The organism is Flavobacterium johnsoniae UW101 (assembly GCF_000016645.1).
In the GTDB taxonomy this organism is placed as follows: Bacteria; Bacteroidota; Bacteroidia; order Flavobacteriales; family Flavobacteriaceae; genus Flavobacterium; species Flavobacterium johnsoniae.
Genome location: NC_009441.1, coordinates 4,671,583 through 4,692,246, shown reverse-complemented (window position 1 = coordinate 4,692,246; position 20,664 = coordinate 4,671,583). Strand labels below are relative to the sequence as shown.

The following is a 20,664-nucleotide window of genomic DNA, read 5'->3' as shown; positions in this document are numbered from 1 at the left end:
CTTTTCTTAAAAAATCAATATTATTACCTGCTATGACTACAAATACAACCACATTTCTGTCTTCGGATTTTTTAACAGATATAAAAACTCAAACTTCAGATTCTCATAAAAAATTAGAAAGCCTTCCTGTTTCTGCTTCTATCTTATCTCCGGACATGAAAATAGAAGATTATATACATTATCTTAATTTAATGCACGATGTTCACAAAAACACAGAAGAGCTTGTTTATCCGCTGCTTTCAGAAATTATTCCGGATTTAGACCAAAGAAAAAAGAAACATTTAATAGAAGAAGATCTTTTATTTCTTAACAGCAATAAAACTGCTACTTCTAAAGTTTTTGATAAGACAGAAATGTCTGTGCCTTTTGCTCTTGGCGTATTTTATGTTATAGAAGGGTCGAGCTTAGGCGGAAGATTTATATTAAAAAATATTGTAAACAACCCACAGCTTTCTAATGATCAGGGCGTATCGTATTTTAAAGGTTATGGAGATAAAACAGGCAGTTATTGGAAAAATTTCCTAAACGTGCTTGCAGAGTATGAACAAAATAATAATTGCGCAAATAGTATTATAGAAGGAGCTGTATATGCTTTTGATAGTATTTACAATCATTTCGGGAGCATAAAAAAATAATGAATATTAAAGATATAGTCAATCGCGATCTTGTTACCTTAACCAATTGTGAACACGAACCCATACATATCCCGGGAAGTATCCAGCCTCACGGTTTTTTGATAGGTCTTGATTCTGATTTGAAAATAGATTTCTGCACAGCAAATATTTCTTTATTTGTCGATTTACAGCATACCGATATTTTAGGGAAAAATTTTACAGCTATTTTTGGTTCAAAACAGCAAAAACAAATTCTTGATTATATCAATGAAGATAAAATTCAGAATGTATTTCCTTTAGAAATTAATTTATTAGGAAAGTCATTTCAGGTCAGCATACATAAAAGTTATGATATTTATGTGCTGGAAGCAGAACTCAAATTTGCCGACAGAGAAAAACTGGCCGATGTTTACACACAAACGATTCAGTTTGTGACCCAAATGAATAATACAACTTCGCTTAAAGACTTGTGCGCGCTGGTTGCAGAAGGAACACGGGAAATTACAGGTTATGACCGTGTAATGATCTATAAGTTTGACGAGCTGTATAATGGTGAAGTATTTGCCGAAAGCTGCCGTGAAGATCTTGAACCATTTTTGGGGCTGCATTATCCGCATACTGATATTCCGGTTCAGGCCAGAGAATTGTATATCAAAAATCAGCTTCGATTAATTGTAGATATTAATTATAAACCCGTTCCAATATTTACGATTGATGATAATAAAGAAAATAAAAATCTCGATTTAAGCCTTTCTATATTAAGAAGTACGTCTCCAATTCACGTAGAATATTTAAAAAATATGGGAGTTGGCGCAACACTTACCATTTCGCTTATTCATCACGACAGACTTTGGGGATTAATTGCCTGTCATCATTATTCTAAAAAGAATATTTCGCCGGAAATTAGACTGGCAGCAAAACTTCAGGGACAGTTTATAACTTCTCAAATTGATATCAGGCAATCAAATGATGAGAATGTAAGCGCGCAAAGAGCATCTTTAGCTCTTGAAGAATTAACGAGTTTAGAACTGCCGCTTTCAGATGACTCATTAGAAACGATTGTCAATACTCAGGAAATTTTAAATTTATGCAATGCCTCTGGTGTATCTGTTTCAACAAAGGATAAAATTTATAAAAGTACTTTAGCACCTTCTGATGATTATATCAGAACCTTAACAGAGCAGATTACCAAACAAATACAGGATAAAACTTTTGTTACCAATAAGCTGAGCGATTATTTTTCTGAAATAGAACGCTGTCCTGATTTTGCAGGTATTTTGTATCATTCTCTAGACAGTCACAGCCATATTATTTGGTACAGACCCGAAACAATATCTGAAATTAATTGGGGAGGAGATCCGGAAAAAGCGATTGTAAAAGACAATAACGGACTGCATCCTCGAAATTCATTTAATATTTGGAAACAGATTATAAAAAACCAGAGCAATACCTGGAAACAATATGAAATAAACACGGCAATACGCTATTCGCATACGCTTCACAATCATTTAATGCTGATAATGCTCAGCAAGGAAGAAGAAAAATATCGTACGCAGAGTGAGGTATTGAAAGAAACCAATTCAGAACTTGAAAACATCAACTGGATTAGTACACACGATTTACAGGAACCCCTGCGTAAAATTCAGATGATTACTTCAAAAATGCTTACTGAACTTGATGTTATTCCTCTGGAATCTATTCACAGCTCATTAGTAAGAGTATCAAAATCAGCAGGCAGAATGAGAATTCTGCTCGAAGACATTTTAAAATTTACCAGAATAAAAAACACCAGAGATGTACTGCAAAAAGTAGATTTAAATCAAATTTTAAAAACTACAACGGCAGAAATGAAAGAAAACATCAAAGAAAGCAAAGCGGTAATACAAAGCGAAAACCTTCCGGAAGTTTATGCCGTAAGTTTTTTAATGAGACAGCTGTTTTCAAACCTCATTCAAAATTCGCTAAAATATGCATCGCCGGACAGATCTCCGGTTATTAAAATCACAGCTTCTCAGGAACCTGAGCTGTTTGGGCATTTAAACAAAATTTACTGCCATTGGGTTAATTTTTCAGATAACGGGATTGGTTTTGAACAACAATATGCCGAAACGATTTTTAAAGTTTTCTCCAGACTTCATAATCAGGATGAATATACCGGTTCTGGAGTAGGTCTGGCTTTATGTAAAAAAATCATGCAGACCGTTGGAGGTAATATTGAAGCTGTTGGAAAAGTAGGAGAAGGGACCGAAATAAAAATTTATTTTCCGTGTGACCCGGAAGAAACTCTTTTGTAATTATATCCATTCTCCCGAAGCATCATAATTACCGGGTAAATAAGTAAGATACTGTACCATTCTGGGGTTCTTGCCTTTATTTGGCGTTGCACAATGCGGTAAAGTACTGTCCCAGATTATAAAATCGCCAGTATTGCCAATTACAGGTTCCGGTTTTAGTGTTAGAAGAGCTTTCTGTCTCGGATCTTCATCGGGTTCCAGATTATTCAGCCAGTCATTTATTTTAGTATGAAAACCTGGCACACAATGAAAAGCACCATCATCCGGGCCGCAGTCCGTAAGATAAAGCAGTCCCTGAAGTCCAAAAACAATAGGCTGTTTTAAACTCGTATCCCAATGAAGTCCGCTTCCTAAAAAACTAAAACTTTCATTTTCAGGCGGATTAAAACTTACTTTGTCAATAGTTTTATAAATATTCTTTGAATTGTAAAGCTGTTCATACGCTTTTTTTATTCTGGGAGAAAATCGGTTTTTATTTAAAGTTTCGTGATCAGAAAAATTAAGCATTAAACCTTTTTGATCCGGATGTCTCTTATACCAGGTTTCGTTATTATCAGGTTCCATTTCCAAGTATTCCCAAATAGCTTTTTGAGCCGCTTCACAGTCACTTTTTGAAATAGCATTTTTTACGATTACATAACCGTTTTCATTCCAAAATTGAAGATCCTTTTCAGAAAGAACATCTTCTAAGGAGTCTTCATCAACTAAGGTTGTTTTCTTTTGCCTGCTGGTAATCCATGTTTTAAAAGTTTCAAAATCAGGTTTTTCAAAATACAAAAACTGCAGAGTATCTTCCATGCTTATACCCAGCTCATATAAAGTCTTAATTTCCAGATCCCAGGTTTGAGAAGTGTCGGCAGCAGTAATTTTTACTGGCTGTAAAGAACGTTTCCATAGTTTTTCAAGAATAGTCCAAGGCATAGAATAAATATTTTTTTCAAGTGAAATTAAAAAAATGAATTGACTTGAAACCAAGTAATTGTACGGGATTTTTGTTTCTTTTATTTAACACAAGAATGCCCAAAAACAGTTTCTTAATCAAAATATAATAATTTAAGTTAGGTTTATTTTGTTTCATAAAGTAAATTTGCGATGTGCCACGAAAAATAGCTTACATATTTGTTTTTATTATAATGTCAAACATTGGCATTTTTCAGCAGTTTTATAAACTGCCGGTATTAATTGAGCATTTTCAAGAGCACCAGCAAAAAAGAAACTTAAGTTTCATTGATTTTCTGGAAATGCATTATTGGGGCGAAGATGAAAATGACAACGATGCTGACCGCGATATGCAGCTTCCTTTCAAGAATATTTCAGGACACTCATTACAGCTTGTCTTTGTTCCTGTAGAAAAACCGGTAATCTGTGTTCCTTTTAATTCTGGATTTTCAGAATACCGTATTATTCCATACACTTCAAATTTACATTCGAATCCTGCTTTATTCGGCGTGTTCAGACCACCTTTAGCATAATTATTTTTTAAAGAATTCTCTTTGCGGTTAAGGCATTTTTATGTTTTAACGGCATTGTATTTATTTCTAAAAATTTAATACATTATGCTTAATAAAATCATTCAGTTCTCAGTTAAAAATAAACTGGTAATTGGGATCTTTACACTGCTGTGGATTATCTACGGTGTGTTTGAAGTAACCCGTTTACCAATTGATGCCGTTCCTGACATCACCAACAATCAGGTTCAGATTATTACAACCGCTCCGTCACTGGGCGCAGAAGATGTTGAACGTCTTATAACTTTCCCGATAGAACAAGCCATAAGCAATATACCGCAGTTAAAAGAAAGCCGCAGTATTTCGCGTTTCGGGCTTTCGCTTGTTACGATTGTTTTCTCAGATGATACCGATGTGTATTGGGCGCGCCAGCAGGTTACAGAGCGTTTGCAGAAAGTAGAAATTCCCGAAAATGCCAGTTTACCCGAAATGGCGCCTGCAACAACAGGTCTTGGTGAAATCTATCAGTATGTTTTAAAGCCTCAGCCCGGTTTTGAGAAAAAATATTCGCTTGAAGATTTACGAACAATCCAGGACTGGACTATTCGCAGACAGCTTTTAGGAACGCCCGGAATTGCTGATGTAGCCACTTTTGGAGGGAAATTGAAACAATATGAAATTGCAGTAAATCCAGCCCGGTTAAAAGCACAAAACCTGACTATAAAAGAAGTTTTTACCGCATTAAGCAGTAATAACGAAAACACAGGCGGTGCTTATATTGAAAAAGGCCCTACCGTATTATATATCCGAAGTGTCGGGCTTACCCGAAACATTAAAGATATACAGAATATCATTGTAAAAAACACGCAGGCCGGAACACCTATTTTAATAAAAGATGTTGCCGAAGTAAAAATGTCTTCGGCTATACGTTACGGCGCTTTAACAACCGATGATTTTGGAGAATCTGTAGGCGGGATTGTCATGATGTTAAAAGGCGAAAATGCCAATAATGTTATTGCAACCGTAAAAAAACGTGTTACAGAAATTGAAAAAATCCTGCCGGAAGGTTTAAAAATAGAACCTTTTCTGGATCGTACCAAAATGGTAGATAATGCGATTGGTACTGTAGAAAAAAATCTAATCGAAGGTGCATTGATTGTAGTTTTAGTTCTGGTGCTTTTTCTAGGAAATTTAAGAGCCGGATTTATTGTTGCATCTGTAATTCCGTTAGCGATGTTATTTGCCATTATTATGATGAATACTTTTGGCGTAAGCGGTAATTTAATGAGTCTTGGTGCGCTCGATTTCGGTTTAATTGTAGATGGAGCCGTAATTATTGTTGAAGCCATTCTGCACCACATGCACAGCGCTAAAAAGTATAAAAATGTCGATTCTGTTTCGCAGGAAGAAATGGATAAAGAAGTTACCGGATCAGCAGGGCGAATGATGAACGCGGCTGTTTTTGGGCAGATTATTATCCTGATCGTATATCTTCCAATATTATCATTAGAAGGAATTGAAGGGAAAATGTTCAAACCAATGGCACAGACAGTTGCTTTTGCTATTTTGGGTGCTTTTATACTATCATTGACGTATGTGCCAATGGTAAGTTCTTTATTCATCAGTAAAAAAATAAGTCATAAACCAAATTTCTCCGACAGGATTATGGCAAAACTGGAAATCTATTATGAAAACTGGCTTTCGAAAGCATTAAATGTTAGAAAAGCAATTGTAGTTTCTGCCTTTGTTTTATTCGGAATTGCTTTGATATTGTTTGCCAGAATGGGAGGAGAGTTTATCCCGCAGTTAGAAGAAGGCGATTTTGCAGTAGAAACCAGATTACTGCTGGGAACCAATCTTTCGACCACAACAGAAACCATTCAGAAAATATCAACTGAACTAAAAAATAAATATCCCGAAGTCGAAAAAGTAGTCTCAAGAATTGGAAGTGCCGAAATTCCAACCGATCCAATGCCAATTGAAGGCGGTGATATGATTATTGTACTGAAAGATAAATCAGAATGGACAAGCGCATCATCTTTCCCTGAAATGGCTGATAAAATGACCGAAACCGTTAAGCAGATTGCTCCTGGAGTTACAACAGGATTTCAGTTTCCGGTTCAAATGCGTTTTAACGAATTAATGACAGGAGCCAAACAGGATTTGGTATGCAAGATTTATGGGGAAGATTTAAATAAACTGGCGGAATATGCTGAGAAACTGGGAGCTATAAGTAAAACAGTTTCGGGTGCGACAGATTTATATGTTGAAAAAGTAACCGGAATGCCTCAAATTGTAATTGATTACGAATGGGCAGAAATGGCAAAATACGGCATTTATGTATCTGATATAAATAAAACCGTAAACGCCGCTTTTGCCGGAGCGGCAGCCGGAAGTATTTATGAAGGCGAAAAACGATTTGATATGGTCGTTAGAGTTGAAGACAGCGGCAGAAAAGATATTTCGGATGTTCGTAATTTATTAATTGCCACACCATCCGGAATGCAGATTCCGCTTTATCAGGTGGCTTCTGTAAAAGAAGTCGAAGGACCAAACCAAATACAGCGTGAAGATGCTAAACGCAGAATTATCGTTGGTTTTAATGTCCGCGGGCGCGACGTTCAGTCTATTGTAGAAGAATTACAGAAAAAAGTCGAAACGCAGATCAAATTTGATCCGGGTTATTATATTACTTACGGCGGAACGTTCGAAAATTTACAGCAGGCAAAATCAAGACTTGGCGTTGCTGTTCCTGCTGCTTTATTTATGATTTTGGCATTATTGTATTTTGCTTTTAGATCGTTTAAAGAAGGTTTGATCATTTTTACCGCAATTCCGTTATCGGCAATTGGAGGCGTTTTTGGACTGGCTTTGCGCGATATGCCTTTTAGTATTTCGGCTGGAGTTGGTTTTATAGCCCTTTTTGGAGTAGCGGTTTTAAATGGAATTGTGTTAATATCAGAGTTTAACCGAATTCAAAAACAAGGCGAAGTTTCAGATCCTTTTCAAATTATTATTATCGGTACCAAAAACCGACTTCGACCTGTATTAATGACGGCTGCTGTGGCATCTTTAGGATTTCTTCCAATGGCTTTAAGCAACGGAGCAGGAGCAGAAGTACAGCGTCCGCTGGCAACTGTTGTAATTGGCGGACTTATTACAGCAACACTTCTTACGCTGTTTGTTCTTCCGTCTATTTATTTAATGACGTTTCACACTAAAGTATTTTCTAAAAAAATGAAAAAACATAAAATAGATAAACTGACTTTATTGTTAATTGGTTTATTGGTTACAGCTTCGGTTCAATCACAGCAAAAGCCAATTTCTCTTGAAGAATCATTGTCAAAAGCAATTCAGTATAATAAAAGAATTAAGGCTTCACAATTGAATGAAAAATCAAAAGAACAGCTTCAAAAATCGGCTTTTGATATTCCAAAAACCGTTGTAGATGCAGATTACGGACAGTTTAACAGCGGCGTAAATGATACCCGTTTCGGAGTAAGCCAGACTTTTGCTTTTCCTACCGTTTATGCACATCAAAAAAAGGCTTTAAAAGAAAATTATAATTCGGCGAAAGCCCAGTCTCAATTGACTTCTCAGCAGATTAAATCAAATGTAAGAAACTTGTTTTACGAGTATATCTGGCTGAAAAGCAAAAAAGATTTATTGACTTATGCAGATTCTATTTATCGATTAATGGAACAGAAAGCATCGCTTCGCTATAAAGTGGGAGAAACGAATGTTTTAGAAAAAACCGCTTCGCAGTCGGCAAGACAGTTTTATTCAAATCAGCTTACAATGATTAATAAAGATCTGGCAATAACACTGAATTCGTTTAATGCCGTTCTTCAGGACAGCACAGTTTATGAACCAGCTTTGAATAAAATAAAAAATGATTTTAATTTTTCGGTAAATGAAAAATCAGATGTTGCTTCACTTCCTCAGGTACAGCTTTCGAATCATGAAGCCGAAGCCGCAAAATGGAAATGGAGATCAGAACAAGCCAAAATGATGCCTGATATTACTTTGGGTTATAACAATTTAAGCATTATAGGCACTCAGACTAATTCGGCCGGTCAGGATGTGTATTACGACAGCAGCCACAGGTTTAATTATGTAAATGTCGGACTTTCGATTCCGTTGTTTTTTTCCAGTCAGTCAGCACGAAACAAAGCATCAAAGATCGAATACGAAAATTACAAAGCACAGGCAGAAACTATTAAAATTGAAACCAAAGCAGAAATTAGTAATGCCGTAAGCGAGATGGAGAAATACAAAGAAAGTCTGCTGTATTATGAAAATGACGGACTTAAAAACGCTTCGATTATTATTGATGCGGCAAACAGCCAGCTTGAAAATGGAGATATTGATTATCTGCAATGGGTAATGGTTATCAATCAGGCTGTAACGATAAAAAACGAATATTTAGACATGGTTAACAGTTATAATAAGGCTGTTAATACTCTTCGAACTCTTCAAAATTTATAAAAAATGAAAACTTATATAACAGCTGTTTTATGTCTTGTTTTGATGATATCATGCAAAAGTGATAAAAAAGAAGAACAAAAAACTGAAGTACAAAAACAGGAAAACACAATTGAGTTAAGCGATTCGCAGGTAAAAAACGCCAGATTGGCAACAGGAAATCCTGAGGAGAAAAATGTAAAAGGAATTTTAGAACTGCAGGGAACCGTTACGGTGCCTCCCAAAAGTGTAGTGAGCGTAAGTATTCCGTTAGGCGGCTACATTAAAAAAACCGATTTAATGGCCGGAATGCATGTTAGAAAAGGGCAGTTATTGGCTGTAGTGGAAGATATGCAGTACATTCAGCTGCAGCAGGATTATTTAACTGCAAAAGAAAAATACCAGCTGTCTCAAAGTGAATATAACAGACAAAAAGAATTGAATGCAAAAAAAGCAAGCAGTGATAAATTGTTTGAACAAACTGCTGCAGAAATGCAGACACAGCGTATTTATATGGCATCGCTTGCACAAAAACTTTCTTTGTCAGGAATTAATGTAAAAACATTATCGGCATCTAATATCAGTAAAACGGTTTCGGTTCTTTCGCCCATAACCGGTTTGGTTTCTAAAGTAAATGTAAACGTTGGAAAATATATTTCTCCTACTGATATGCTTTTTGAATTAATGGAAACCAGCGATGTAGTTTTGGTTATGAATGCTTTTGAAAAAGATGTTCATCTGCTTTCTGTTGGGCAGACTGTTTCTGTTTTTACCAATGCCGATCCTTCAAAAAAATATGCAGCAAAAATTGCCTACATCAATCAAAGTCTTAACGGAGACCGTGCCGCCGAAGTTGTCTGTAAATTGAATGCATACAACAATGCATTAATTCCCGGTTTATTTATTAATGCCGAAGCTGAATTTGAAAACGAAAAAACGCTTACAGTTCCGGAAGATGCAATTGTAAAATGGCAGAATAAGTTTTATGTTTTTTCAAATACTGAAAACCAAAAATACAAAATGATTCCGGTAGAAACGGGAAGTTCTAGTAATGGATACCGACAGATTAAATCATCTTTAATAGATAAATCCTCAAAAATTGTAGTCAAAAATGCTTACACGCTTTTAATGACCTTTATGAATGGAGGCGATAATTAACAATAAAACAAATAATACAAAACAAAAGGCTGTCAATTTAGACAGCCTTTTTGATTTATAAGCCTTCATTAAAAATTTACCTTATTCTGTTATAATAATACCTTTTAGAGGCTGTTTCTGAAAATTTGTAAAGATATGTTTACAAGTATATTAATTACTAAAAAACATGTTCTTATGGCAAGATTTTCAGATCAGGTAAAAATAACTATCGATGACTTTAGCAAAAATGTTGTTTATTATGACTTAGGGATCACTCAAAAAATGATGGATCACCATTATTTCTCTTTTGTCTGGCAGCATGCGGCAGAAGCAGTTATTGATCCGCTAAAACAAGCCGCTGCAATTCGCAGATACCAGGGGCGGGAAGTTATTTTTACTTTTAAAAGCCTTACCGGAATCCAGTTAATGGCAAAAGGAATTATTACAAATCTCGAATCTTATGATGTCGGCGGAAGTCCGGGCGGACTTTATGTAAAAGGAATAAGCCATACTATACTGCTTGATGATTTAAAAAAAGCCCGAACATTTTTAGACCGTAACCTGCAGGAAATTGCGCTTGATATTTTTGCTAATGAAACTGCCGGCGAATTTTATAACAGAGAGGCAATAGCGCCTACTTTTACCACAATTTTTGATTACAAAGCGCAGTACAACGAAACAAGTTTTAACTTCCTGAAACGACTTTCCGCCTGTTACGGACAATGGCTGTATTTTGACGGAATGCGCATGCAGTTTGGGCAGCTCAAAAACAGTAAGGTAAAACTTATCAATGGAGCTTCACTGCATAAATTTGGTATTCAGACTCATTTAGCATCGCATAAAACAGCTTTTGGAGCTTATGATTATAATAATGCAAAACAAATTGTCAGTTCTCAGCCCAAAACAAATCAGGGAAGCGGTGACGGTTTTTCCAGAACAGCTTTAGACAGGCAGGCATCGGTCGCTCAGCCCAATTTGTTCGTTGCCGCTTTTACCAATCAGGTAAAAAATGCATCTCAAATAGAAGAAATGGTAAAACTGCAAACGGCAGGCAGAGATGCAAACAGTGTTTTTTATACAGGTGTTTCGTATCTGCCAATAGGAGTGGGACAGATTTTTATTATTCAAAACGAAACTGTCGAACATGAACTTGTAGCTGTAGAAGTTATACACCATTCTGAAGTTCACGGTAATTATACCTGTGAGTTCAAAGCGATTCCTGCCGATGTTTCGGCACCGTATTATACCAATGTAGAAATTTTTGCAAAAGCAGAAAACCAGCCCGCTATTGTAATAGACAACAATGATCCCGAAAGTTTAGGACGTGTAAAGGTCAGCTTTTACTGGGGAACAGGAAGCACAAAAACTGAATGGATTCGTGTGATGCAGTATTATTCCGGTTCTTCAAGAGGAATGTACTGGAGACCAGAAATTGGGGACGAAGTATTGGTAAGTTTTGAAAACGGCAACATTGACTTTCCTTATGTATCCGGTTCACACTACAACGGACAGGCAAAACCTGAGTTTTTTGACAGCAAAAACAGTATTAAAGGCTGGAAACTCCGTTTCGGGATGTTACTAAAATTTGTTGAAAAAGTAGGAATCTGGCTTTCTGACCCAAGCGGAAATGAAATTCATCTAGACGAAGAGAACAAAAACATAAACGCCACAACGCCGGAAACTTTTACCATTAGAGCAAAAAATATTGTTTTTGAGGCAACGGAAAGTATTACAGTAAAAGCCGGAACTAATATTCTCGAAACTGCGGGTATAAATAAAACTTTACAGGTTGGGGGGATTATGGATACTCAAGTTATAGGTAGTAATCTACTTCATGTAAAAGGAGACTTTCATGAACAAATTGACGGTGATCTCCATTCTGAGACAAAACAAGATAGAAATACAATAAGTCATTCTGACTTTACTTCGCTAAGTCAAGAAAATGCTGAATTTCACTCAAAAAATGATATTCAAAATAATAGTACCGAGGATACTACACAAAATTAAAAACTATTAAATTGAAATTAAAAGAATATGTCTAGGACAAGAATTGTAAAAGGGAAAATTACTGAAATTACAGGCGGAACTTCAAGAATTTTTGCGAAGAGTATCAAAATTAATTCAGGAAGAAGCATAAATTATTATGCTAAAAATTATACTTATGGTGAGCCACAAGACCCGCCTGCATCTAAATATGCAGAGTTCGATATAGATTTTGAACTTAATATGGATGAGAATACTATGGTTCCCTTTGGTATTTTAGATTGTGAAAATAACATAGAAAATCCTTACTTCAGTTTTAAATATGCCTTAAGAAATGATGATATAGATTCTTTAGGCTTTAAAATTACAGACGAGGAAAATGAGATAATTTATCAAATGGGATATTTAAAACCTGTAATTATACAAGCCCGAAAAAAACCTTTAGTACTTTTTGAAGCAAAAAAAACAACTGAAGGACCACTTATTTCAAAAACCTGGGAATATCAAAAAATTTTTGAACCTTATGTTTTAACTGAACCAGATTATACCAAAAAAGGTGAATATCATTTAAACTGGGATGGTTTTGATAATGATGAAATATACGACAGTACACGTTTTGCAGGCAAAAAATTAAAAGCAACAATTACGGCAACTAAAGGGGACATTGTAAAAGCTAAAGAAATTGAACTTGAAGTATCATATAGTGAAGTGGATTGGGTTGATATAAAAATTGACAAAACCGCAAAACGTATCGATGTTACACTAAGAGTGAACCTAACAGATGGTGGAGAAATTGGATTGACCTGCCAGACTATAAATGCAAATATGTATGGAACACCTGCAAGGACAGTTTGCGATTGGGATAAAATACCTACTCCAATAATAAACCCAAGTGATCCTATTATAAAAAGCAGGACAAGAAGCTTTTCAGATTTAGAAAAACTTGCCTTAGATGGATTGAACTATCACTGGGGAAGAAATAAAAATCATGCAGTAGCAAAAAATGTAAATATTGGAAGTGATGTATTTGAACTATACATTAAAGCTGTTAATACTAAAAAATACACAATGAATGCGGTTAAGTTAACTTACAATACAAATAGTGATTGGATGCGTTCAGGAAATCCTAGCGAAGCTAAAGATGTTGTATCCACTTTTGGAAAAGTCATATCAGGACAGAGAATAGCATATAATATTGGATATTTGAATAATGTTGACTGGTATGAGATATCTAAACAAAATTGGTACTATGAAGATGAAAAGAAATATAAAGTTGATGAAAATTTTTCAGATACATCAGCACATGAGATAGGTCATACAATTCTTCAAGCCTATGGTGGAACTGAATATTCTTATACTCATGCAGGCACTTCTTACATAACGCAAGAAGTTATCAAAATTAGTAATGGAGGGAAAAGCTATTTCCATGAACTGAAAACAAAGGGAGAAATTGATTTAATGTACTACTATGAGGATGAACCATGGCCAGGAAATCGTGATTATGCAAAATATGTTGCATCCGAAAAAGATGCCTTAAGTTTACTTTGGTTAACTAAAATAAAAATATCATGAGAAGTTGTCTAATTATTTTTATGAATATCTTTTTTATATCGTGTAACAATGAATTAAAATATGGGTATGTATACGATATAAAAATGAATGTTCCAATTGAAAATGTTAAAGTGTTTGATGCTGATAACAATATCACAAGTTATACAAATAAAGATGGTTATTTTGAATTGTCATATACCCAAAATTACCCTTCCAAGCTAATTTTTAGTGCAAAAAACTATAAAATTGATACCCTTCCTTCTTTTGGATGTAGTAATTCAGGAGAGACATCAAATAAATGTTTTAGAGGACAAAGAATTTATCTTTATCCTCAGAAATAAATTCTATACTATATATATTTGATTTTATTAGTGAATTGAGTATTCCCTGCTGGCGCGAGCGTCTCACTCGTGTAATATTCCTTTTGAATTAACCACGATAAGACTCCTGTAATTAAAGATAGAAAAAGAACAGTAGCTAATGAAAATGATGTCTTAGGACTGTTATGGCTAACAAAAATAAACATAAAATGAAAAAAATAAATCTATTAATATTAGCATTATTATTTATGTCATGTGTAAAAGATACCCAAAGAGTAGAAATGAAATGTTATATATACGATTTAGCTTTAAAAACTCCAGTTAAAAATGTAGAAGTAGTACAATTATTAGATGGAAAACATGTAGTTATTACTATGTCCTCTGTAAATGGCTATTTTGAAGTAAGCAAACAAACCAAACTGACAATGGGAATAGAATCTCATAATTTGGGTAATTTAATTCTTTTAAAAAAGCAAGGTTATTTGACAGATACAATTGAAATATATGGAAACTCAAATGATTTGTATAAACGAGACTCAATTTTTATGAAAAGATCAGAATAAAAATTTCCCTTCTGACGAGAGTTTGGCTGATTAAACTTAAAATTAATTTGAATGAAAAAAAAAGTTTTGTGCTTAATTGGAATAGTTTTACTTGGAATAATATTGTTTTCTATTTATAGAAAACAATATGGATATATTAAAGATATAAAATCTAATTTACCAATAGAAGGCGTTTTAGTCAAAGATTTTATAAATCAAAAAAGATATACTGTTACAGATAAAAATGGTATGTTCTCGTTTTCAAATTGTAATGATTTATTAATTTCTAAAAAAGAATATAAATCAGATACTTTAAAAAAATATGGATGCAAACCTACAGGAAAATGCTTCAATGGACATGTTTTTTATATGACGCTTTTAGAACAAAAAAAAGATAAAAAATAGACAAACTAATGAGATATATAGAAACTATTTTTATAAAGTAATTAGTCATGAAACAAAATATTATACTCATTATACTATTCTCTACTGTTGGCGCGAGCGTCCCACTCGTGTAATATTTATTGTCTAGTCTAAAATGTATTGACAAATTTTATAATAGAATCATATAAACCAGCCATAGATTTTCTTGGTTGGTTTTTTAATTTTTGATCGTAAATTTTAAGTAATAAAATAGTCCTTTGGTTTTTCAACAGGAAGCATTTTTTTATTGTTTAATTCTAAAAGTGTATTCTCGATCATTTGCGACATCGCATCAAGAGCGAGATCATTTGGCTGTAACCCGAAGGGATCTTCGAGTTCGTCGGCAATGGCTTCAAGCGCTACAAAAGTGTAAGCAATAAATACAATAACAAATGGTGTAATCCAGCCCATTGTTTCGACAAAACCAAACGGAAGCATGAAACAATAAATATAAACTGTTCGGTGAAGTAAAACACTGTAAGTATAAGGAATTGGAGTACTTGCAATTCTTTCGCATCCGCCCACAATATCCGAAAGTTTGTTTAAATTTTCTTCAAAAGCCAATTGTGCCATGCTGTCAATTTTTCCTTCTGCTTTGGCATTTTTTACCCAAATTCCCAATTCTCTCAAAAGCACAATAGGTTTGTAATGTGCATTTTTTAGTTGTTCTGCTGTCTCTTTTGGAAGCAGACGGTCTAAATCATAATCGGGATTTGTATGTCTAAGCTGGTGTTTCAGACTGTAAACAAATGCCGTAAGAAGATTGATAAAATTGTCACGTTTTGCGTCGTATTCTTTGTCTTCTACAAGCGTAATGCTTTGGCGGGCAAGTGAACGTGTATCGTTAAGCAGGGCTCCCCAAAGTTTTCTTCCTTCCCAAAAACGATCATAACTTACATTGTTCCTAAAACCCAGGAAAATAGCAAGCGCAATTCCGAATAAAGTAAAAACCGCCGGATTAATATGTAGATTTTTTTCTATAAGAAACGGTTTGAAATACACGATCGAAAATGAAAATAAAAGCAGTAATAAAAGTCTTGGTAAAAGCTGCGGTAAAACAGAACCTCTCCATTCAAAGAGCATTTTAAACCACGTGTTTTTTTTCTTAATGATCATTTTTCAACACAGAATTAGGAGATAATATTGACTGAGAATTTAATGAAAACACATTAATACGCAGTGATTACAACAAAAGTAGAAAAAATAGAGGTTATTGAGTCTGTAAAAACGGATTGGTTTTAGAAATAATACAAGGAAAAATTATTGTTTTCGTTTTAATTTAAGAACACAGTTGTTTATTAATTTTAGGTCTTTGGTTTTCTCTGTCAAATTAACACCGTGAGTCATAAAATATTTTAATCCCGTTTTATCTCAAATTATTTTTATATTTATGCATTTTACCACTAGTTACAATGAAAACTCCAGAATTACCAATACCATCCAACGAACTAGAACGTTTAGCCGCTTTAAAACGTTACAATATACTAGATACGCTTCCTGACAATGCTTTTGACGATGCTACCAAACTAGTTTCTTATATATGCGGCGTGCCAATAGCGCATATTTCATTTATAGACGAAAGCAGGCAGTGGTTTAAATCTGAAATTGGAATTGGAATTTCTGAAGTGCCTCGTGAAATTTCTTTCTGCCGATATACCATTTTGGAATCAAAAATGGTTGAAATAAATGATACTTTTAAAAATGACAGGTTTAAAGACGATCCTAACGTAAGGGGAGGTTTTAATGTGAGATTTTATGCTGGTGTTCCTTTAACAACACCAGACGGTTATAATATTGGTACTTTGTGCGCTGTTGACCATGTTACGAAAGAATTAAATGAAGATCAGCGAAATGCACTTAGAATTGTTGCAAAACACGTAATCAGCCAGCTTGAACTTGGAACAAAGAACGTTCAGCTAGATGCACAGAAAAAAATTGCAGAAAGAGCCGTATTGGCAAAAGATAGTTTTCTGGCCAATATGAGTCATGAAATCAGAACGCCGTTAAATGCAATTATAGGTTTTACAGATCTGCTTGCGCAGACAAAACTTAATGCTGTGCAGCGAGATTATATAAACAGTGTGCAGATAGCAGGAGAAAATCTGCTTTTGATTGTGAATGATATTTTGGATTTGTCTAAAATGGAATCGGGTAATCTGACAATTGAAGCTGTGCCTTTCAATTTAAAAAACACCTTAAAACATGTTTATAATTTACTTAAAATAAAGGTTCCTAAAGAGGTTGAATTCAATCTTTTTCTTGATGCCGATATGCCGGAAATGGTTATTGGAGATGAAGGAAGATTAAACCAGATATTAGTTAATTTAATTGGTAATGCACTTAAGTTTACTCATGAAGGAGAGGTAACCGTTTCTGTAAAAATGATTGAAGAAACAGAAACCCATTATTCGCTTAAATTCTCGGTTAAAGATACCGGAATTGGAATTCCTCCCAAAAAACTTAAAACTATTTTTGAACGATTTACTCAGGCAGAAGACAGTACAACAAGAAAATTTGGAGGAACTGGTCTTGGCCTTAATATTGTAAAGCAGTTAATCGAACTGCAGAATGCCGAAATTAATGTAAAAAGCGAGCAGAATAAAGGTTCAGAATTTTTCTTTGTTATTAATTATAAGAAATCAGATAACACCGAAGAAACAATTGAAGAATTGACAGGTGAAAGTCTGGGGAAACTTAAAATACTGCTTTGTGAAGATAATGTTTTGAACCAAAAACTGGTAAAAAGCGTTATGCAGAATTTTGGTTTTGAACTAGATATTGCAGAAAATGGCGAAGAAGGAATCGAATTTTTATTAAAAAATGAATATGATTTGGTTTTGATGGATCTTCAAATGCCAATTAAAGACGGATATCAGACTACTGAATATATTCGAAACGAAATGAACTCAACCATTCCGATTATTGCAATGACCGCGCATTCGCTTATGGGCGAACAAGAACGATGCTATAATGTAGGAATGGATGGTTATGTGCCAAAACCTTTTAAACAGCCCGTACTTTTAGAAACCATAAAAACGGTGCTGAATCCAGATTATAAGCTTACACGAAAAAGAAGGGTAAATCTGTCTTTTATCAATGAAATGGCCTGCGGTGATTTAGGTTTTAGACAGGATATGATTAATCTTTTTATCGAAAAAATTCCTGCCGAAGAAGCTTTACTCGAAGAAGCATTTAAAAATAATGATTATCTTAAAGTAAAAAATTTAGCGCATAATATGAGATCCAGCATGGATATGTTTATGCTTGATGATCTTAGTAATTGTTTAGCTGTTATTGAAGAAGAAGCCAGAAACGAAAAATTTTCTAGTGAAGCTGCAGACAAGGCAGATATCTTTCATTGCGGTATAATTGAAGTAGTTAAATATTTAAAAGAGCTATGATAAAAGCGAAATAAATTTTAGCTTTACGTAAGTTTCTTGATTTTGCAAGATAAAGATTACCCCCAAAGACAAATTTTGAAACATGAGAATAATTTTAGCCGAAGATAATGATATCCTGCGCAAATCATTATCCTTTTTCTTAGAGTCTAAAGGATTTACAGTTGACCAGTTTTCTGATGGTAAAGACGCACTGGAAGCTATTAAAAATAATGGCTGCGATTTAATCCTTACAGACATAAATATGCCGGGCATAAGCGGAATGGAAATTACGCAGTATGTTAGGCAGACCCTAAATTCAGATATTCCTGTAATTATACTTACTTCTTCGGGAGTTGAACAGACAGAGCTTGATTCTTTTGACATAGGTGCAAATGAATTTATAGCAAAACCTATAAGTCCGGCCGTACTTTTGGTGAGAATTAATAAATTACTAAAAACACGTGTTTAATGAGATTTATATACTATTCAATTATCCTGTTGTTTATTTCTATTACTGCGGCAGGACAGGAAATTAATATTGATGAAACTCTGGCAAATGCAAGAAGTGAAGCAGAGAAAGGCAGTTATGATAAAGCATTATCATTAATTGATCCTTTACTTAAAAAATATACTGAAAATGAAGATATAAAAACTTTTGCAGGACGTGTATACAGCTGGAAAAAAGAATATAAAACAGCAATACAAACCTTATATCCAATGACAGACAGGATTAATCCTAATCCTGATGCTTTGCTGGCGATTATAAATGTGTATTATTGGACAGAAGATTTTGAAAAATGTATTTCGTACTGCGATCGATATTTGGTAACAGATCCTGATAATATTGATGTTTTAAAAATAAAAGTGACCTGCCTAGAAAAAATCGGAAGAGACAAAGAGGCACTGGAAATTATAGAAAAAGCATCGGTTAACGAAAACAGCACTCAGGCTTTTAAAGGAATCCGAACGCTTATTGGCCGTAAGACAAAAAATGCGGTTTCGGCTTCTTATTTAAATATTTCTACATCAAATCCGGGACAGGCGCCAATGCATTACGGTTATGTCGAATATGCGCATAAGTTTAGTAAATCAGCTCTTGTGGGGCGAGCAAATATCGGGCATATAGAAAATGATACTCAGGCATTGTTTGAAGCAGATTATTATCAGACTTTTTCAAAAAAAGATTATTTGTATGTGAATGCAGGTGTTTCAACCGGCGAAACGATATTTCCTGTGGCAAAAGTTGGTGCCGAATATTATTTTAGACCTCAAAAAAGATTTGATTATGCTTTAGGAGCCAGGTTTATGCATTTTGAGACAGATGATGTAACATTGCTGACCGGACAGATTTCGTATAAAATGGGTACTAATACAATTGCGTACAGACCGTATTATGATACCGGAAACGAGTTATTCTCTCATGTTTTAAGTTTTCAGCATACTAACGAAGAAAAAGAGCGTGTAGTGAGATTTGAACTTCAATATGGAAACGTACCTTATTTATACTTGTACAGCAATTTTACACAACCGCTAAAAGCCTATAGAGCAGGGGTGCAGTATCAGCACCGTTTTGGTGATTCATTTTTTGTACGTCCAATTTTTCTGTATGAATACGAAGAATATCTGCCAGGTGAATACAGAAACAGGTTTAATGCTCAGATAATTATCACGAAACGATTTTAAGATGACTGATTTATGGGAATTTTATAAGAGAGGAACATGGGTAGAGCCTTTTTTAACTTTGTCAATCTGCTTGTTTGTATTGACATCGTTATTCCTGTACCTTTTAATTATTAAAAGCCGAAATAAAAATATAATAAAAGCAAGACGTAAAATTGAATATGATGCCTTTATAGATAAACTGCTTTTTTCTGTAGTTTTTGAAGATATTTCTTTCTCAGATGTTTTAAAGAATAATGAGTATGTATTAATGTCTCAAAAAAAGTTTTTTAGAGAAGTTATTACAGAATCGGTTATAAATCTTCATAAAAATTATGATGGTATTTATGCAAAAAAATTAGAACAGTTTTACAAAGATTCTGAGCTTAAAAACGACTCATTTAAAAAACTGAAAAGTTTAAAATGGGATGTAAAGTGCAAAGGAATTACAGAACTTGCAGAAATGAATGTTTATCATGCTTTTGATCTTATTATAACCTTTTCCCGTGCGCGAAATAAAATTTTACAAATTACGGCAATAAATGCCTGTATTAAGCTGGCAGGAACAAAAGGAATTGTTCATCTTTCTGAACATACAAATCCTATTGACGACTGGACTCAGGTTAATATTATTCATGCCTTTAAAAAACATGATATAGGCGATACAAAAGGTATTGAACTTTTACTGGAATCACAAAATACTACAGTTGTTACACTTGGTTTAAAGCTTATAAAAGAGCTTAAATTGACTCAAAAACTTTCTTATGTTGAGCAATTAACAGAAAGGACTTCAAATACATTAATAAAGTATGAAGCTCAAAATGTTCTGCATACACTAACAGTTTAACA

The 20,664-nt window shown here is 34.2% G+C and carries 16 protein-coding genes; 14 read left to right on the top strand and 2 right to left on the bottom strand.

The window, feature by feature from the left end; translation table 11 throughout:
* The first annotated feature begins 32 nt into the window (after nt 1–32).
* Together FJOH_RS20375 and FJOH_RS20370 are read left to right on the top strand one after the other, a co-directional pair.
* Nucleotides 33–635: a biliverdin-producing heme oxygenase gene (locus FJOH_RS20375; RefSeq protein ID WP_012025913.1), complete on the top strand. Its 603-nt coding sequence runs from the start codon at nt 33–35 to the stop codon at nt 633–635.
* Nucleotides 635–2,908, top strand: coding sequence for an ATP-binding protein (locus tag FJOH_RS20370; RefSeq protein WP_012025912.1), 2,274 nt, complete (start codon nt 635–637; stop codon nt 2,906–2,908). Before FJOH_RS20375 ends, FJOH_RS20370 begins: the two co-directional genes overlap by 1 nt.
* Here FJOH_RS20370 and FJOH_RS20365 read toward each other — a convergent pair whose 3' ends face one another.
* Nucleotides 2,909–3,829, bottom strand: a complete 921-nt coding sequence (locus FJOH_RS20365) for a phytanoyl-CoA dioxygenase family protein (RefSeq protein WP_012025911.1) — start codon at nt 3,827–3,829, stop codon at nt 2,909–2,911.
* Nucleotides 3,830–4,041: 212 nt separating this feature from the next.
* Here FJOH_RS20365 and FJOH_RS20360 point away from each other — a divergent pair, with 212 nt between their 5' ends.
* The 8 genes from FJOH_RS20360 (at nt 4,042) to FJOH_RS20325 (ending at nt 14,758) form a co-directional block, all read left to right on the top strand.
* On the top strand, nt 4,042–4,380 hold the full coding sequence (locus FJOH_RS20360; protein ID WP_235023067.1) for a hypothetical protein: 339 nt from the start codon (nt 4,042–4,044) through the stop codon (nt 4,378–4,380).
* Between the two features lie 84 nt (nt 4,381–4,464).
* Nucleotides 4,465–8,844 (top strand): CusA/CzcA family heavy metal efflux RND transporter, encoded by a 4,380-nt coding sequence (locus tag FJOH_RS20355; RefSeq protein WP_012025909.1) that lies wholly within the window; start codon nt 4,465–4,467, stop codon nt 8,842–8,844.
* A 3-nt stretch (nt 8,845–8,847) separates the two neighbouring features.
* The gene (locus FJOH_RS20350; RefSeq protein ID WP_012025908.1) at nt 8,848–9,978 is read left to right on the top strand and encodes an efflux RND transporter periplasmic adaptor subunit; all 1,131 of its coding nucleotides are present in this window, start codon (nt 8,848–8,850) and stop codon (nt 9,976–9,978) included.
* A gap of 174 nt (nt 9,979–10,152) precedes the next feature.
* Nucleotides 10,153–11,964, top strand: coding sequence for a type VI secretion system Vgr family protein (locus FJOH_RS20345; RefSeq protein WP_044048453.1), 1,812 nt, complete (start codon nt 10,153–10,155; stop codon nt 11,962–11,964).
* Between the two features lie 27 nt (nt 11,965–11,991).
* Nucleotides 11,992–13,512 (top strand): hypothetical protein, encoded by a 1,521-nt coding sequence (locus tag FJOH_RS20340; RefSeq protein ID WP_012025906.1) that lies wholly within the window; start codon nt 11,992–11,994, stop codon nt 13,510–13,512.
* A gap of 83 nt (nt 13,513–13,595) precedes the next feature.
* Nucleotides 13,596–13,832 (top strand): peptidase associated/transthyretin-like domain-containing protein, encoded by a 237-nt coding sequence (locus tag FJOH_RS20335; RefSeq protein WP_123875744.1) that lies wholly within the window; start codon nt 13,596–13,598, stop codon nt 13,830–13,832.
* Between the two features lie 188 nt (nt 13,833–14,020).
* Nucleotides 14,021–14,374 carry a hypothetical protein gene (locus FJOH_RS20330; RefSeq protein ID WP_012025904.1) on the top strand — a complete coding sequence of 118 codons (354 nt, stop codon included), beginning with the start codon at nt 14,021–14,023 and terminating at the stop codon, nt 14,372–14,374.
* Nucleotides 14,375–14,425: 51 nt separating this feature from the next.
* Nucleotides 14,426–14,758, top strand: a complete 333-nt coding sequence (locus FJOH_RS20325) for a hypothetical protein (RefSeq protein WP_012025903.1) — start codon at nt 14,426–14,428, stop codon at nt 14,756–14,758.
* A 216-nt stretch (nt 14,759–14,974) separates the two neighbouring features.
* On the opposite strand, the gene FJOH_RS20320 is transcribed toward FJOH_RS20325, so the two are convergent.
* Complete coding sequence (locus FJOH_RS20320; protein ID WP_012025902.1) at nt 14,975–15,892, bottom strand: bestrophin family protein; 918 nt, start codon at nt 15,890–15,892, stop codon at nt 14,975–14,977.
* Nucleotides 15,893–16,188: 296 nt separating this feature from the next.
* Between FJOH_RS20320 and FJOH_RS20315 the strand changes: the two genes are divergently transcribed.
* The 4 genes from FJOH_RS20315 to FJOH_RS20300 all read left to right on the top strand — a co-directional run bounded on the left by FJOH_RS20315 (nt 16,189) and on the right by FJOH_RS20300 (nt 20,662).
* Complete coding sequence (locus FJOH_RS20315; RefSeq protein ID WP_012025901.1) at nt 16,189–18,177, top strand: GAF domain-containing hybrid sensor histidine kinase/response regulator; 1,989 nt, start codon at nt 16,189–16,191, stop codon at nt 18,175–18,177.
* 82 nt (nt 18,178–18,259) lie between these two features.
* Complete coding sequence (locus FJOH_RS20310) at nt 18,260–18,625, top strand: response regulator transcription factor (RefSeq protein WP_012025900.1); 366 nt, start codon at nt 18,260–18,262, stop codon at nt 18,623–18,625.
* Nucleotides 18,625–19,839, top strand: a complete 1,215-nt coding sequence (locus FJOH_RS20305) for a YaiO family outer membrane beta-barrel protein (protein ID WP_012025899.1) — start codon at nt 18,625–18,627, stop codon at nt 19,837–19,839. The genes FJOH_RS20310 and FJOH_RS20305 overlap by 1 nt, the downstream gene beginning before the upstream one ends.
* A 1-nt stretch (nt 19,840) precedes the next feature.
* Nucleotides 19,841–20,662: a hypothetical protein gene (locus tag FJOH_RS20300; RefSeq protein WP_012025898.1), complete on the top strand. Its 822-nt coding sequence runs from the start codon at nt 19,841–19,843 to the stop codon at nt 20,660–20,662.
* Nucleotides 20,663–20,664 lie beyond the last annotated feature (2 nt).

Coding starts and splice junctions, on each gene's coding strand:
- FJOH_RS20340 (WP_012025906.1), top strand. CDS start 11,992: ATGTCTAGGACAAGAATTGTAAAAGGGAAAATTACTGAAATTACAGGC.
- FJOH_RS20330 (WP_012025904.1), top strand. CDS start 14,021: ATGAAAAAAATAAATCTATTAATATTAGCATTATTATTTATGTCATGT.
- FJOH_RS20305 (WP_012025899.1), top strand. CDS start 18,625: ATGAGATTTATATACTATTCAATTATCCTGTTGTTTATTTCTATTACT.
- FJOH_RS20375 (WP_012025913.1), top strand. CDS start 33: ATGACTACAAATACAACCACATTTCTGTCTTCGGATTTTTTAACAGAT.
- FJOH_RS20300 (WP_012025898.1), top strand. CDS start 19,841: ATGACTGATTTATGGGAATTTTATAAGAGAGGAACATGGGTAGAGCCT.
- FJOH_RS20345 (WP_044048453.1), top strand. CDS start 10,153: ATGGCAAGATTTTCAGATCAGGTAAAAATAACTATCGATGACTTTAGC.
- FJOH_RS20350 (WP_012025908.1), top strand. CDS start 8,848: ATGAAAACTTATATAACAGCTGTTTTATGTCTTGTTTTGATGATATCA.
- FJOH_RS20365 (WP_012025911.1), bottom strand. CDS start 3,829: ATGCCTTGGACTATTCTTGAAAAACTATGGAAACGTTCTTTACAGCCA.
- FJOH_RS20370 (WP_012025912.1), top strand. CDS start 635: ATGAATATTAAAGATATAGTCAATCGCGATCTTGTTACCTTAACCAAT.
- FJOH_RS20310 (WP_012025900.1), top strand. CDS start 18,260: ATGAGAATAATTTTAGCCGAAGATAATGATATCCTGCGCAAATCATTA.
- FJOH_RS20335 (WP_123875744.1), top strand. CDS start 13,596: ATGAATGTTCCAATTGAAAATGTTAAAGTGTTTGATGCTGATAACAAT.
- FJOH_RS20320 (WP_012025902.1), bottom strand. CDS start 15,892: ATGATCATTAAGAAAAAAAACACGTGGTTTAAAATGCTCTTTGAATGG.
- FJOH_RS20360 (WP_235023067.1), top strand. CDS start 4,042: ATGTCAAACATTGGCATTTTTCAGCAGTTTTATAAACTGCCGGTATTA.
- FJOH_RS20315 (WP_012025901.1), top strand. CDS start 16,189: ATGAAAACTCCAGAATTACCAATACCATCCAACGAACTAGAACGTTTA.
- FJOH_RS20325 (WP_012025903.1), top strand. CDS start 14,426: ATGAAAAAAAAAGTTTTGTGCTTAATTGGAATAGTTTTACTTGGAATA.
- FJOH_RS20355 (WP_012025909.1), top strand. CDS start 4,465: ATGCTTAATAAAATCATTCAGTTCTCAGTTAAAAATAAACTGGTAATT.